This is a genomic window from Deferrisoma palaeochoriense (genome assembly GCF_054656955.1).
Genome location: NZ_BAAHXI010000013.1, coordinates 38,161 through 51,471, shown reverse-complemented (window position 1 = coordinate 51,471; position 13,311 = coordinate 38,161). Strand labels below are relative to the sequence as shown.

At 72.4% G+C, this 13,311-nt stretch carries 12 protein-coding genes; all 12 read right to left on the bottom strand.

Annotated features, from left to right (window positions below):
* Position 1: 1 nt before the first annotated feature.
* Complete coding sequence (gene fliF / locus ACYQ8L_RS05605) at positions 2 to 1,600, bottom strand: flagellar basal-body MS-ring/collar protein FliF (RefSeq protein ID WP_459940794.1); 1,599 nt, start codon at positions 1,598 to 1,600, stop codon at positions 2 to 4.
* 122 nt (positions 1,601 to 1,722) lie between these two features.
* The gene (gene fliE / locus ACYQ8L_RS05600) at positions 1,723 to 2,013 is read right to left on the bottom strand and encodes a flagellar hook-basal body complex protein FliE (RefSeq protein ID WP_459940793.1); all 291 of its coding nucleotides are present in this window, start codon (positions 2,011 to 2,013) and stop codon (positions 1,723 to 1,725) included.
* 46 nt (positions 2,014 to 2,059) lie between these two features.
* On the bottom strand, positions 2,060 to 2,482 hold the full coding sequence (flgC, locus tag ACYQ8L_RS05595) for a flagellar basal body rod protein FlgC (protein WP_459940792.1): 423 nt from the start codon (positions 2,480 to 2,482) through the stop codon (positions 2,060 to 2,062).
* Positions 2,479 to 2,874: a flagellar basal body rod protein FlgB gene (gene flgB, locus ACYQ8L_RS05590; RefSeq protein WP_459940791.1), complete on the bottom strand. Its 396-nt coding sequence runs from the start codon at positions 2,872 to 2,874 to the stop codon at positions 2,479 to 2,481. The genes flgC and flgB overlap by 4 nt, the downstream gene beginning before the upstream one ends.
* Before the next feature lie 150 nt (positions 2,875 to 3,024).
* Positions 3,025 to 4,374: a sigma-54-dependent transcriptional regulator gene (locus ACYQ8L_RS05585; RefSeq protein ID WP_459940790.1), complete on the bottom strand. Its 1,350-nt coding sequence runs from the start codon at positions 4,372 to 4,374 to the stop codon at positions 3,025 to 3,027.
* 287 nt (positions 4,375 to 4,661) lie between these two features.
* Entirely contained in the window at positions 4,662 to 5,864 is a 1,203-nt protein-coding gene (locus ACYQ8L_RS05580; protein ID WP_459940789.1) for a two-component system sensor histidine kinase NtrB, read from the bottom strand.
* Positions 5,861 to 7,840, bottom strand: a complete 1,980-nt coding sequence (locus ACYQ8L_RS05575; RefSeq protein ID WP_459940788.1) for a tetratricopeptide repeat protein — start codon at positions 7,838 to 7,840, stop codon at positions 5,861 to 5,863. The genes ACYQ8L_RS05580 and ACYQ8L_RS05575 overlap by 4 nt, the downstream gene beginning before the upstream one ends.
* Positions 7,837 to 8,703: a MinD/ParA family protein gene (locus tag ACYQ8L_RS05570; protein WP_459940787.1), complete on the bottom strand. Its 867-nt coding sequence runs from the start codon at positions 8,701 to 8,703 to the stop codon at positions 7,837 to 7,839. Before ACYQ8L_RS05570 ends, ACYQ8L_RS05575 begins: the two co-directional genes overlap by 4 nt.
* Entirely contained in the window at positions 8,700 to 9,929 is a 1,230-nt protein-coding gene (flhF, locus tag ACYQ8L_RS05565) for a flagellar biosynthesis GTPase FlhF (RefSeq protein ID WP_459940786.1), read from the bottom strand. The genes ACYQ8L_RS05570 and flhF overlap by 4 nt, the downstream gene beginning before the upstream one ends.
* A complete protein-coding gene (gene flhA, locus ACYQ8L_RS05560) occupies positions 9,919 to 12,015 on the bottom strand; it encodes a flagellar biosynthesis protein FlhA (RefSeq protein WP_459940785.1) in 2,097 nt (698 codons plus the stop codon). Before flhA ends, flhF begins: the two co-directional genes overlap by 11 nt.
* A gap of 144 nt (positions 12,016 to 12,159) precedes the next feature.
* Complete coding sequence (locus ACYQ8L_RS05555; RefSeq protein WP_459940784.1) at positions 12,160 to 12,636, bottom strand: chemotaxis protein CheX; 477 nt, start codon at positions 12,634 to 12,636, stop codon at positions 12,160 to 12,162.
* A gap of 16 nt (positions 12,637 to 12,652) precedes the next feature.
* Entirely contained in the window at positions 12,653 to 13,012 is a 360-nt protein-coding gene (locus tag ACYQ8L_RS05550) for a chemotaxis response regulator CheY (RefSeq protein WP_459940783.1), read from the bottom strand.
* Positions 13,013 to 13,311 lie beyond the last annotated feature (299 nt).

Genomic DNA, 13,311 nt, shown 5'->3' with positions numbered 1-13,311 from the left:
CTTACTCCTCCGTCAGCCAGCTTCGCACCAACTGGGCCGCCACCTCGGGCTCCTTTCGCATCATGTCCAGGAGCCGCTGCTTGATCAACTCGCGCCGCACGGTCTCGGTGGGCGCCTTCTCCTCGATCTCCACCTCCTCCTCGGGCACCTCCCCCTCGAGCCGCCGCTCCATCTCGGCCACGGTGACCGGCTCGGTGATCTCGGGCACCTCTGCCGGACGGGTGAGCCAGCGCACCAGGGGCTTGAGCACCCCGAACACCAGGAGCACCCCGAGCACCAGCACGAGGCCGTACCGCACGAAGGGCAGCACGGCCGGCGAGGTCCACCACGGCCCGGCCTCCGCCACCCCGACCTCGGCCGGCTGGAACGGGATGCTCGTGACCTCCACGGCGTCGCCCCGGGCGGGGTCGGCGCCCACGGCCTTCTCCACCAGGGCCTTCAGCCGGGCCAGGTCCTCGGCGGGCCGCGGCACGAACTCCCGGCCGTTCTCCCCCTCCTGGTAGGTGCCGTCCACGGCCACGGCCACCGAGATCTTCCGGAGGGTGCCCGGCCCCTTCTCGACCCGGGTCACCTTCTTCGAGACCTCGTAGTTCACGGTCTCGGTCTCCCGGCTCGAGCTCGAGCCGGCCGCCCCGGCCTGGGCCGGCTGGCCCTGCCCCACGTTGGAGGCCACCCCGGGCACCCCGGCCGGCCCGGGCGGGCCCGTGGATGACTCGGTGACCCGCTCCTCGCTCCGCACGGCCACCGCCTCCGGGTCGAAGGTCTCGGCGGTCTCCTCCACCTTGGAGAAATCGAACTCGGCCGCCACCTGGACCACGGCGGCCCCCTGGCCCACCACCCGCTCCAGGAGGTCCCGGACCCGGCGCTCCAGGTCCTTCTCGAAGGCCCGCTTGTACTCGAGCTGGCTCGCAGCCAGGAGGCCCGGCTCCTCCCCGCTCTCCCGGTAGAGCACGTTCCCCTTCGTGTCCACCACGGTGACCCGGTCGGGCGGCAGCCCCTCCACGCTCGAGGCCACGAGGTACACCACCCCGCGCACCTGCTTCGCCGTGAGCTGCCGGCCGGGCACGAGATCGAGAACCACCGAGGCCGAAGCCGGCTCCTGCTCGGTCTCGAAGAGCTTCTTCTCGGGGAGCACCAGGTGCACCCGGGCCCCCCGCACCCCGTCCATGTGGCGGATGGTCCGGGTGAGCTCCCCCTCCAGCGCCCGGGCGTAGTTCACCCGCTGGGCGAAGTCGGTCATGCCGAAGCTCGTGCGGTCGAAGATCTCGAACCCGACGGTGCCGCCCTGGGGGATGCCCTCGCCAGCCAACTGGAGGCGGACCTCGTAGACCCGGTCGGAGGGCACGAGCACCGTGGTGCCGCCCGACTCCAGGCGGTACGGCACCCCCTCGGCCTTGAGCTTTTCCACGACCTGGTAGGCGTCTTCCGGGGAGAGCCGGCTGAACAGAAGGGAGTACTCGGGGGCGCCGGCCCACAGGGCCAGCGTCACCAGAAGGGCGGTGATGAGGGCGGTCACCCCGATCAGGGTGATCCGCTGGGCAGTGGTAAGCCTGGCCCACAGTTCTCGGGCCTGGGCCAGGCCGGCATCCCAGATGGCCATCGACTAGATTCTCATCCCGGGCCAGAGTCCTTTGGGCTGGGCCGCGTGCGAACGGCCTTAGTTTCCTTGTTTCGGGCCGAAATTTCCAGTACGGGTTTTGCCAACGGCGCAGCGCCCCCGGGCTACACCTGCATCCGCATGATCTCCTGGTAGGCGTCCAGGATCTTCTGGCGGACCTCCATCATCAGCTTGAAGGCCACGTCAGCCTTCTCCACGGCCACCATCGCCTCCTGGACGTCCCCCTCCCCCTGGGCGGCGCGGGTCACCGCCTCGTCCGCCTCCTTCTGGAGGGCGTCCACCTTCTGGAGGCTCTCCGTCAGGAACTCCCCGAACCCCTTTTCCGCCTTGGCCTGGGCCGTCCCCTTGGCTCCCGCCGGCTGGGGAACCCCGAGTCCCGCAATCTCCTTCACCATCTGACACTCCTTCGCCCGTCCGTGGGCCTCGCCGGGCCCCCGTTCCCTAGATCTCCAGGGCCCGCAAGAGCATGTTCTTCGTGGCCTCGATCACGGTTACGTTCGCCTCGTACGACCGGGCCGCACTCAGGAGGTTCACCATCTCCACCGGCACCTCCACGTTGGGGTAGGCCACGAACCCCTGGGCGTCGGCGTCGGGGTGGCCCGGTTCGTACCGGAGCTTCGGCGGCGAGGGGTCCACCACCACGTCGGCCACCCGCACCCCGCGCACCGCGCCCGCCAGGGCCTCGTCGAAGGTGCCTGCGACCGGCGCGGCCTCGAACACCACGTCCCGCCGGCGGTACGGCCCCCCCTCGGGGGTGCGCGTGGTCTGTGCGTTGGCGAGGTTGGAGGCCACGGCCTCCATGCGGCTGCGCTGGGCGGCGAGCGCCGAGGCCGACACGTCGAGCAGTCGAAACCATCCGGTCATGGCGTCGTCCTCCCGGAGATCGCCTCCTTGAGTTTCCGGAACCGGGCCCCGAGCACCCGGGTCAGGAACTGGTACTCGATCTGGTTCTGGGCGAGTTTCGCCATCTCCCGGTCGATGTCCACGTCGTTGCCGTCGCGGCGGGGCACCCCGCCGGCCGCCACCACCTCCACCCGGCCGGGGGCCCGCGCGCCCCCGAGGTGCCGGGGATGGGTGCGGGCCATCGGAAGCCCGGCCCGCTCCAGCGCCCGCTCGAACCTAACGTCCAGGGCCCGGTAGCCGGGGGTGTCGGCGTTCGCCACGTTGGCGGCGATCACCGCCTGCCGCCGCTGCCGGTACCGCAACTCGTCGACCAGGGGGCCGACCGCCCCATCCATCGCCTGCAGGAACCCCATGGGAACCCCTCCGGAACCGCCGGTGTGCACCTCCGCCCCGGCCTTTGCAAGGCGCGGGCCAACGGTTCCGCCCCCTCGGAGGGCCGGCGCACAGCCGACTCCCGGAGGCCGGCCCCCACCTCCGGGGTCCGAACGATTCCCCCCGGGGGGTCAGTCGGCTCCCCCGTCCTCCTCGTCCCCTTCGCCCCCGACCCCGTACGCCTTGAGCTTGGCCCGCAGGGTCTTCACGTTGATCCCGAGGGCCCGGGCCGTGGCCTTCTTGTTGCGGCCGTGTTGCTCGAAGGCGGCCAGGATGATCCGGCGCTCCATCTCCTCGAGGGTGCCATCCACCCGGAGCTCCCCCTCCTGCCGCACCGCGCCCTTGCCGAGCAGCAGGTGCTCGGGCCGGATCGGCCCGCCCCGGGAGATCACGGCCGCCCGCTCCACGGTGTTCTGGAGTTCGCGCACGTTGCCGGGCCAGTCGTGGGAGGCGAGCGCCCGTTCGGCCTCGGCCGTGAGCTCGGCCTCGGCCAGCCCGTAGGCCCGGCGGGCCCGTTCCAGGAAGTGGCGGGCCAGGGGCACGATGTCCCGCGGGCGGCGCCGCAGCGGCGGCACCTCGATGGGGATGACCTGGAGCCGGTAGAAGAGGTCCTCCCGGAACCGGCCCCGCCGCACCTCCTCGGGCAGGTCGCGGTTCGTGGTGGCCACCACCCGCAGTTCCAGGGGGATCGGTTTGCGCCCCCCCACCCGCTCCACCTCCCGCTCCTGGAGCACCCGGAGGAGCTTGGCCTGGAGGGCGGGCTCCATCTCGCTCACCTCGTCGAGCAGGATCGTGCCGCCCTGGGCCTGCTCGAACCGGCCCGGCCGCGCCTCCGTGGCCCCGGTGAAGGCCCCCTTCTCGTGGCCGAAGAGCTCGCTTTCCATGAGGTTCGCCGGCACCGCCGCGCAGTTCACACCCACGAAGGGGCCGTCGGCCCAGGGGGAGAGCTCGTGGATCCGGCGCGCCACCACCTCCTTGCCGGTGCCGCTCTCGCCCGTGATCAGCACCGTGGCCCGGGTGGCCGCGGCCGCCTCGATCAGGGCCAGCACGGGCTCCATCGCCGGGTCCTCGGCCACGAACGCGGTCTTGGGCCGCCCCCTCGGCCGGGGCGTCGCCCGGGCCAACACCGAGGAGATCTTGGCCAGGAGCACCTCGGGGCCGAAGGGCTTTTGCAGGAAATCCAGCGCCCCGAGCTTCATGCTCTCCACGGCCGCGTCCACCGACCCGTGGGCCGTGATGACCAGGGCCGGGGTGTGGGGGGCCGCCGCGCTCATCCGCTCGAGGAGTTCGATCCCCCCCACCCGGGGCATCCGGAGATCGGTGACGACCAGGTCGAAGGACCGCCGCCGCAGGAGGTCGAGGGCCTCCTGGCCGTCGGCCGCCAGGGTGCAGTCGTACCCCGCCTTGCGCAGGGTCAACTGCAAGGCCAGGCGCATGTCGGGATCGTCGTCCACCACCAGAAGCTGTTTCGCCTCGCTCACGGGAACTCCGGGGGCACCGCTGGGACGTTGGGACGTTCGGATGCTAGGACGCAAGACCTCTCGGAATCCTGAATCTTCGCCTTCGGCCCGGGCCACACCATGGACGAGCCCTGTATGGGACTTCCGCCGAAACGCGAGAAGCCCGGGAAAATCCCCTGTTCCGACACCTGGACGAGCCCCGTTCCGTGGGAGCCGCTTCCGTGGCAGGGGTCAGAGTTCAGAAACGGAGTCCAGGGAAGTCCTGTCTTCTGTCTTCTGTCCTCTGTTCACCGGCCCTTGGCACCGGCTCAGGTCGGGGCATCGGCCGGGAACACCAGGGTGAAGGCGGCTCCGCCCCAGGGGGATCCGTCCACCCCCACCCAGCCGCCGTGGGCCGCCACGATGCGCTGGACGATCGCGAGCCCCAGGCCCACGCCCCGCGCCCGGGTGGTGTAGAAGGGGTCGAAGATCCGCTCCCGCTCCTCCGGGGGCACCCCCGGGCCGTCGTCCTCCACCACCACCCGCACCGCGCCCGGGCCCTCGTCGGGAGCGGGGCCGCAGACGACCCGCACCCTCCCCCCCGCCTCCACCGCCTGGGCGGCGTTGAGGAGCACGTTGAGGAGCGCCTGGCGCACCAGGTCCGGATCGACCCGGGCCGGGGCCGGTTCCACCTGTTCCTCCAGCACCGCGTCCTTGGCCCGGAGCGCCGACCGGGCGTACAGCACCGCCTCGGCCACCACCTCCGCGAGGTCGCAGGCCGCCCGGCGGGGCTCCACCTGCCGGGCGAAGAGGAGGAGATTCCCGGTGATCCGGGAGAGGTTCTGGAGGCCCTTGAGCACCTGGGCCGCCAGGTCCTCGTGGGCCGACCCCCGCAGCTCCTCCACCAGGTGGCTCGCGAAGAGCTCCAGGCTCCCCAGGGGGTTTCGGATCTCGTGGGCGATGCCGGCCGCCATCTGCCCCATGGCCACGAGCCGGCGGTTCCGCTCCTCCTGCTCCTCCAGGCGCCGCAACCGGGTGACGTCCTGGAACACCACGACCCAGCCCCCCCGGTTCTCCGGGCCGCCCCGCAGCGGCGACACCCGAAGCCCCAGGAGCACCCGCTCGCCGTCGGGCCGTACCAGGGTCAGGGTCGGCCGGGCCTTCCCCTGGAGGGCCTCCAGGTCCGCCGCCTCCGGCTCCTCGAACCGGAACACCTCGCCGAAGGGCCGGCCCGCCGTTTCGGGGCCGAACCCGGTGATCTCCTGGGCCGCCCGGTTGATGGTGGCGATGCGGCCCTCGGCGTCCACGGCCACCACCCCGCTCGGCACGCTTTCCAGGAGGTGCTCGAGGTACCGGGCCAGGTGCTCGGTTTCGGCCCGCGACCGGCCGAGCTCCCGGTCCTTGGCCTCGAGCCGGGCCCGGAGCTCCCGCACCTCGTCCTGGAGGCGCGCGTAGGAGCCCTGGAGGCGCTCGGTGGCCTCCTGGAACCGGAGCATGGCCTCCCGGAGCTCCTCCGGCACCGCGGGGCTCACCGCTTTCCCTCCGCCGCCTGGAGCTCCCAGGCCCCGGAAAGAGCGCGCGCAACCGCCGCCACGACCGGGTCGGGCGACTCCCGGAGCGCCTTCCACGCCTCGGGATCCGCCCCGGCCTCACCGGACCGGGCCTGCGCCAAAGCCGCGAGGAGCCGGTCCATCGGCTCGGTGGCCCCCTTCAACTCCGCCGCCGCCTCCCCAAACCGGCCCGCCGCAAACGCGAGCCGCCCCCCCACCACCGGGTCCGGGGCGACGAGGCCCTCCCGCGCCGGCGGCGGGATCTGGCCCCACAGCCGACGGCGGGTTTCCCAGGCGTGGAGCAGGGCGTCGGCATCGGCCTCGACGCGGCCGATCCGGTCGGCCTCCACCCGGACCCGGTACCGGGCGGCCGCGTCCGGCGCCTGGGCCAGCGCCGCCTGAAAAGCCTTCCGCGCCGCCTCGGCGTTCCCCCGGTCGGCCTCGAGCCGGGCCCAGGCCAAAAGCGCCCGCCAGTCGCCCGGCCGGCGTCTCGCCCACCGCTCCACGGCCTCGGGCTCGCCCCGTTTGGCCCGCACCCGCACCTCGGCCGCCTCCAGCTCGGCCGGCGACACGGCCCGAGTCGGAAGAGTCCGCAGCTCGGCATAGAGTTCCAGGGCCCGGTCGTAGGCCCCCAGGGCCTCGGCGGCCCGGGCCGCATCGCGGTAGAGCCCCCCGAGGTCCCGGGTGGGGACCCAGGCGGCCGCCTCCCGGAACCGCTCGAACAGCAGGAGCGCCCCGGCCGGATCCTCCGGAGCCCCCACGGCCGTCTCGAGCCATCCCATAAACCGCTCGTACGCCCGACCGGACTCGGGCGATTCGGGGTAGTCCCGGAAGGCCCGCTCCAAGTACCGGAGCGCCGCGGGCAGATCCCCCTCCCTCCGGGCCAGGGCGGCCAACCCCGTCAGGGCCCGCTGGGCCGTCGGGGCATCCGGTCCGGCCGCCAGGGCCTCGAGCTCCGGCCTTGGGCGGTAGAAGATGCGGTAGGCGGGGTAAGGCTCGGTGAGCTTCACCTCGTCGGCGTGCTCCACCCCGAGGAGCGCGAGCCGCAGCCGGGCCTCCCGGGCGGCCTCGGCCGGGGCCGGCCCGTCGAGGAGCCGGCCGTAGGCCGCAGCGGCCCGGGCCACCTCCCCCCGGTCCTCCCAGAGGGCACCCAGGTCCAGGAGGGCCTGGGCCCCCTCGGGCGTGCCGGATCGGTCGGCGGCCAGGGCTTCCAGGAGCGCCGCCGCCTCTTCCACCCTACCCGCCTTCCGGAAGGCGTCGGCCATGGCCCGGGCCGTCTCGACCCGCACCCGCCAGCCCTCCGGGTCGGCGCGCCGGGCCTCGTCGAACGCGGCCAGGGCCCCGCGCTCCTCCCCGGCCCGCCACAGGCTCTCGGCCCGGAGGTAGAGGGCCGTGGCCCGCCCCTCGGCGCCCGGGTAGTCCCGCAGCCAGGCCTCCCAGAGCTCCGCCGCCCGGCCGTACCGCTCGGTCTCGAGGGCCAGGGCGGCGAGATCGAACCGCAGGGCCGCCCGCCAGGGTTCCCGGCTCGCCGGCAGCGCCGTCTCGTAGGAGGTCTCGGCCGCCTCGGGAAACCCCTGGATCCGCTGAATGTTCCCCAACTGGAACCAGCACCAGGCGGTCTCCTCGGGGGCCAGATCCTCCTTCACCAGCACCCGGAACACCCGTTCGGCCTGCCACAGGGTGTCGCCGCCCGCGAGGTAGAGGGCGTCGGCCCACAGCCCCCGCAGCCGGGCCGGGGCGTCGGCCCGGGCAGCCTCCCGCCCCACCACCTGGGCCACCCGGGCCGGATCGGACGCCAGGGTGCGGCCCGCCTCGGCCCAAAGGGCTTCCTTGCCGGGCACGGGGCCCGCCGACAGGAACGGGCTCCACCCGGGATCCACGGCGGCCAGCACCACGGCCCCGGCCGGCCCCGCCGCGAGCGTCGCCCCGAGAACCAGTATCGCGACGATCCGCCTCATGCGTCCCTCCCGGCCAGCCTTCGCCAGAACCCCCCCGTTCCCCGGGTTTCGGCCTCCCGGCCCAACAGGCGGTCCGCCAGGGCCTGGACGCACCGGGCCGCCGGGCTCCGGGGGAAGGCCGAGACGAACGCCGCCTGGCGCCGGGCGGCCCGGGCCACGTGCTCGTCCCGGATCACATACCCCGCCCACTCCACGGTGCGCCCCAGGAACCGCCGCACCACCTCGTCCAGGCGGCCGAACACCGCCCGGGCGGCGGCCTCGTCGTCCGCGCTGTTCACCACGACGCCGACCCGGGCCTCGGGTTCCCGGGCCCACAGCACCTTGATCAGGCCGTAGGCGTCGGTGAGGGCGGTGGGCTCGGCGTTCGTGACCACCCACACCTCCCGGGCGGCCGCGCACAGGTCCACCACGTTGCGGCCGATGCCGGCCGCGGTGTCGATCAGGAAGAACTCGGCCCCGGCGGCCAGCCGCCCGGCCTCGGCCACCAGCCGCTCCCGTGCCGCCGGGTCGAGGTCGGCGAGTTCCTCCACCCCCGAGGCGCCGGGGATCACCCGCAGTCCCGGCAGCACCTCCACGGGGATCTCCTCGGGCCGCGCCTCGCCCCGGAGCAGATGGCCCAGGTTCCGGGCCGGGTTCAGGTTCAGGAGGATGTCCAGGTTCGCCAGCCCGAAGTCGGCGTCGAGCACCACCACCTGCCGACCGCGGCCCGACAGGGCCACGGCCAGGTTGGCCACAAGGCTCGTCTTTCCGACCCCGCCCTTCCCGCTCGTCACCGCGAGCACCCGGGCCCGGTCGGCCGCCACCGGGCCGGCCGCCTGCCTCGTGCGGGCGAGCTCCCGCAGCCGCTGGGCCTGGTCCCTCACGCCTCCCCCTCCACCCCCCGCACCAGGTACGCGGCCACCCGGTCGGGCCGGGCCTCCTCGATGTCGTCGGGCACGTTCTGGCCGGTGGTCAGGTAGCTCAGGGGGAGCCGCGACACGAGGGGCAACCCCAGGAGCGGGCCGTGGCACTCGGTTTCGTCGAGCTTCGTCAAGAGCAGCCGGCTCGGCCGGACCGCGGCGTAATGCCGCAGGATCCGCTCCAGGTCCCGGCCCCGGGTCGTCACCGAGAGGACGAGATGGACCTCGGCCTCCACCTCGGGCGGCAGGAGTTCCAGGAGCTCGGCCAGGCTCTCCTCGTCGCGGGGGCTTTGGCCGGCCGTGTCCACGAGCACCAGGTCCCGGTCGGCGTAGCCCCGCACCGCCTCCACGAACGACGCCCGGTCCAGGGCCACCCGGATCGGCACCCCCATGATGTTGGCGTAGGTCTTGAGCTGCTCCACCGCCGCGATCCGAAAGGTGTCCACGGTAAGAAGCCCCACCCGCCGGTTCTCCTGGAGGGCGAACCGGGCCGCGAGCTTCGCAACGGTGGTGGTCTTCCCCACCCCGGTGGGGCCCACGAACACGGCGACCCGGGGGCCGTCGGTCCCGGGTTCCAGGGGTCCGGCCACCCGGACCGTGCGGGACACGAGCTGCCGGAACGCCGCCACCTCGCGGCCCGGGGGCACAGCCCCCTCGTCCACCTTCTGCTGGAGGAACCCGAGCACCCGGGCGGCCAGGGACGGGTCCACGTCGATGGCCTCGAGGTGATCGTGGAGGCGGCGCAGGGCCGGGGCGAGCTTGAGCCGCTCGAACCGGCCGGTCTCCTCCAGGAGCCGCTCGACCTTGGCCACCAGGGCCCGCACCTCCGAGGTCACGGCATCGGCCGGGCCGGGCCGGGGCCGGCGGGCCAGGAGGTCGAGCTCCTCCCGCAGGCTGTCGATGTCGGCCTGAAGGGCCAGGATGGCCCCGCCGTCCGGCGCCGGCCCGGGTCGCGGCGGGGGTGTGGGCTCGGCCCGGGCCGGCGACACCGGGGGCCGGGCCCGCTTGGCGAGGTCGTCCAGATCGGCCGCGGCCGTGACCTCCAGGATCGGCCGGCCCAGCATCCCGAACACGCCCTTGCCGGGCTTCACCTGCCGGGTCGAGAGGATCACGGCGTCGGGCCCGAGCTCCTCCTTGATCTTCCGGAGGGCCTCGGCCATGTCCACGGCCTGGAACTTCTTAACCCTCAAGGCTCACCACCCGCACGGTGCGGATCGGGCCCTCCACCTCGTTGTGGCTCAGCACCACGAGGCTCGGGAGGATCCGTTCCGTGAGCTTTCGCAGGGGCAACCGCAGGGCCGGGCTCGTGAGCACCACGGGCACCAGGTTCTCCATCGTGGCGGCCTCGGCGGCCCGGCCAAGGGCCGTCAGCACCCGCTGGGCGAGGGCCGGCTCGAGCGACAGGAACGACCCGTGCTCGGTGCGCTGCACGGCCGCCAGCAGCGTCTCCTCCAGCCGGTGGTCCAGCGCGATCACCGGGAGCTTTCCGTCGTCGTCCTGGTACTGCTTGGTGATCGCCCGCCGCAGGGCCGCCCGCACGTACTCCGTGAGGGTTTCGGGGTTCTTCGTGACCGGCGCGTAGTCGGCCAGGGTCTCGAGGATCGTGCGCAGATCCCGAATGCTCACCCGCTCCCGCAGCAGGTTCTGGAGCACCTTTTGCACCACCCCCAGGGGCAGGAGCCCCGGCACGAGCTCCTCCACCAGGGCCGGCGCCTGCTCCTTGACTACGTTCAGCAGGTTCTGGGTCTCCTGCCGACCCAGGAGTTCGTGGGCGTTTTGCTTGATGATCTCGGTGAGATGGGTCGCGATCACGGTGGAGTGGTCCACCACCGTGTACCCCTTGATCTGGGCCTCCTCCCGCCGCTCCTCCGGGATCCACAGGGCGTCGAGGCCGAAGGCGGGTTCCTTGGTGGGGATCCCCTCGAGGCCCTCCTCCCCGATGCCCGGGTTCATGGCCAGCAGATGGCCCTCCTTCAGCTCGGCCCGGGCCACCTCGATGCCCTTGACCAGGATCATGTACTCCCCGGGCCGGAGCTGGAGGTTGTCGCGGATGCGCACCGGCGGCACCACCACCCCCATCTCCAGGGCGATCTGCCGGCGGATCGACCGGATCCGCTCCAGGAGGTCGCCGCCCTGCCCGGGGTCCACGAGGTGCAGAAGGCCGTAGCCCACCTCGAGCTCGAGCACGTCCACCTGGAGGAGCGGGGTTACGTCCTCCGGCCCCGGAGGGGGGGCGGGGGCCTTTTGGGCCTCGCGCCGGGCCGCCTCCTCCCGTCGGCGGGCCTCGGCCTCACGCACTTTCTTGAGGCTGTAGGCGGCGCCCCCCATGACTGCGGAGAGCACGGCAAAGGGGAAGAACGGCAACCCCGGAACGGCCCCGAGCACGAGGAGCACCCCGCTCGCCACCCCCAGGGCCTCGGGCACCTGGCCGAGCTGCTTCGGCAGCACCTCCCCCAGGTTCGACTGGCTTCCGGCCCGGGTGACCAGGATACCGGCCGCGGTGGAGATGATGAGTGCCGGCATCTGGCTCACCAGGCCGTCGCCCACGGTCATGGTGGTGTAGGTGCGGACGGCCTGGTCGAGGGGGATCCCGAGCTGGAGCACCCCGATCACAAGGCCGCCCAGGATGTTGATGCCGGTGATCACCAGCCCGGCGATGGCATCGCCCCGCACGAACTTGCTCGCACCGTCCATGGCCCCGTAGAAGTCGGCCTCCCGGGCGATCTCTTCGCGCCGGCGCCGGGCCTCGGCCTCGTCGATCAGGCCCGCATTCAGATCGGCGTCGATGGCCATCTGCTTGCCGGGCATGGAATCCAGGGTGAACCGCGCGCTCACCTCGGCGATCCGGGTGGCGCCCTTTGTGATCACCACGAAGTTAATCACCACCAGGATCAGGAAGATCACGATCCCGACGACGAAGTTCCCCCCCACCACGAAGGAGCCGAAGGCCGCGATGATCCGGCCGGCACCCTCGATGCCCTGGCTCCCCTGGGTCAGGATGAGCCGCGTGGACGAGATGTTGAGGGCCAGCCGGAACAGGGTGGTGATGAGAAGCACGCTCGGAAACAGGGAAAAATCGAGCGGCCGCTCCGTGTACATCGCCAGGAGGAAGATGAGGACGGAAAAGCTGATGTTGAGGGCGAGCAGGAGGTCCAGGAGTCCCCGGGGCAGGGGCAGGATCATGAGGAACACGATGCTCATGACGCCCGCCGCCACGAGCACCCCGCTGTGGCGGTTCAGAAAGGCGGGAACCGAAAGGCTAGCTCCTCGATCCATGGGACGCGGGGTGGGCCTCCTGGGGGGTTAGATGACATCCGCGCACGTGCGCCGGAATGTACCACAGCCGCCCCGAGGGGAACACCTTTTCGCCGGGGGGCGGCGACGGGGGTGGCCTCGCGACCCCCGCGCGACGCCGGGGCTTCAGGCCCCGGGCTTGGGAAGGAAACTCACCTCCACCCAGAAGGTGTCGCCCTCCACCTCGAAGGGCACCACGAGGCACGGGCCCTGGCCCTTGTGCTCGATCTCGTGGTTCTTGCCCACCACGATCGTGGGGATCGCGATCCGGAACTGGTAGCCCTCCTTGGTGAGGGCGGCCTTCGCGCCTCCCGCGATCATGTTGGCGATCTCGCCGACGGCGTCCCGCACCCCCTCGTCGAGCCCGTTGGCCTCCTCCCCCACCATGGCGGTGTACACCCGCCGGGCCAGCGCCTCCGAGAACGTCACGGCCACGGAACCCACGGCCTCGCCGGCCAGGCCGATCACCCCGCTGATGTCCCCCGAGGCCGCCCGGTCGGTCTTCACGAACGGCTTTCCGCGCTTCGGGTGGATGCCGGCCATGACCTCCAGGGCGTTCACGGTGGCCGCGATGAAGGGGTTGATGTACTCCACGTTGAACATGGGTCGGCCCCCGGGATTACGCGCCCAGCACCCGTTCGATTTTTTCCTTCAGCGTGTCGGGGGTGAAGGGCTTGACGATGTAGTCCGTGACCCCGGCCTTGATCGCCTCCAGGATCTCCTTCTTGGCCGCCTCGGTGGTGACCATGATGATGGGGATTTCCTTGTACTGGGGGTTCGAGCGGAGGGCCTTCACGAAGGTGAGCCCGTCCATCTCGGGCATGTTCCAGTCGGTCAGCACGAGCCCGACCCCGGCCATCTTGGCCAAGCCGTCCACCCCGTGCTCGGCCTCGACCACGTCGGTGTAGCCGAGGCGGTTCAGGGTGTTCTTGATGATCCGTCGCATGGTGGAGGAGTCGTCGACCGTAAGGATTTTCACCGCAGCGACCTCCTTGCTGGGGGATGAACGCGGAACTGATGCCCCTACGGATCGGACCCGGCCGCCGAAACTTTAGGCCGCCGACTCGCTCCAGGTATCCCGTCCCGCGTCCCGTTTGGCCGGCCGTTGTGCCCGGGGGGCGGAATTCGGTACCCTCCGCCGCCGCTTGGCACCCCTTGGGCGTTTGCGCTTTCGGACCGCCTGCGCGACCCAGCGCTCGGTGGATCCTTCGGCCACGCCCCCGGGTCGAAGGCCTGAAGAAAACGGATGCCGCGGCCTAGGCCCCGTCCCCGTGGGTG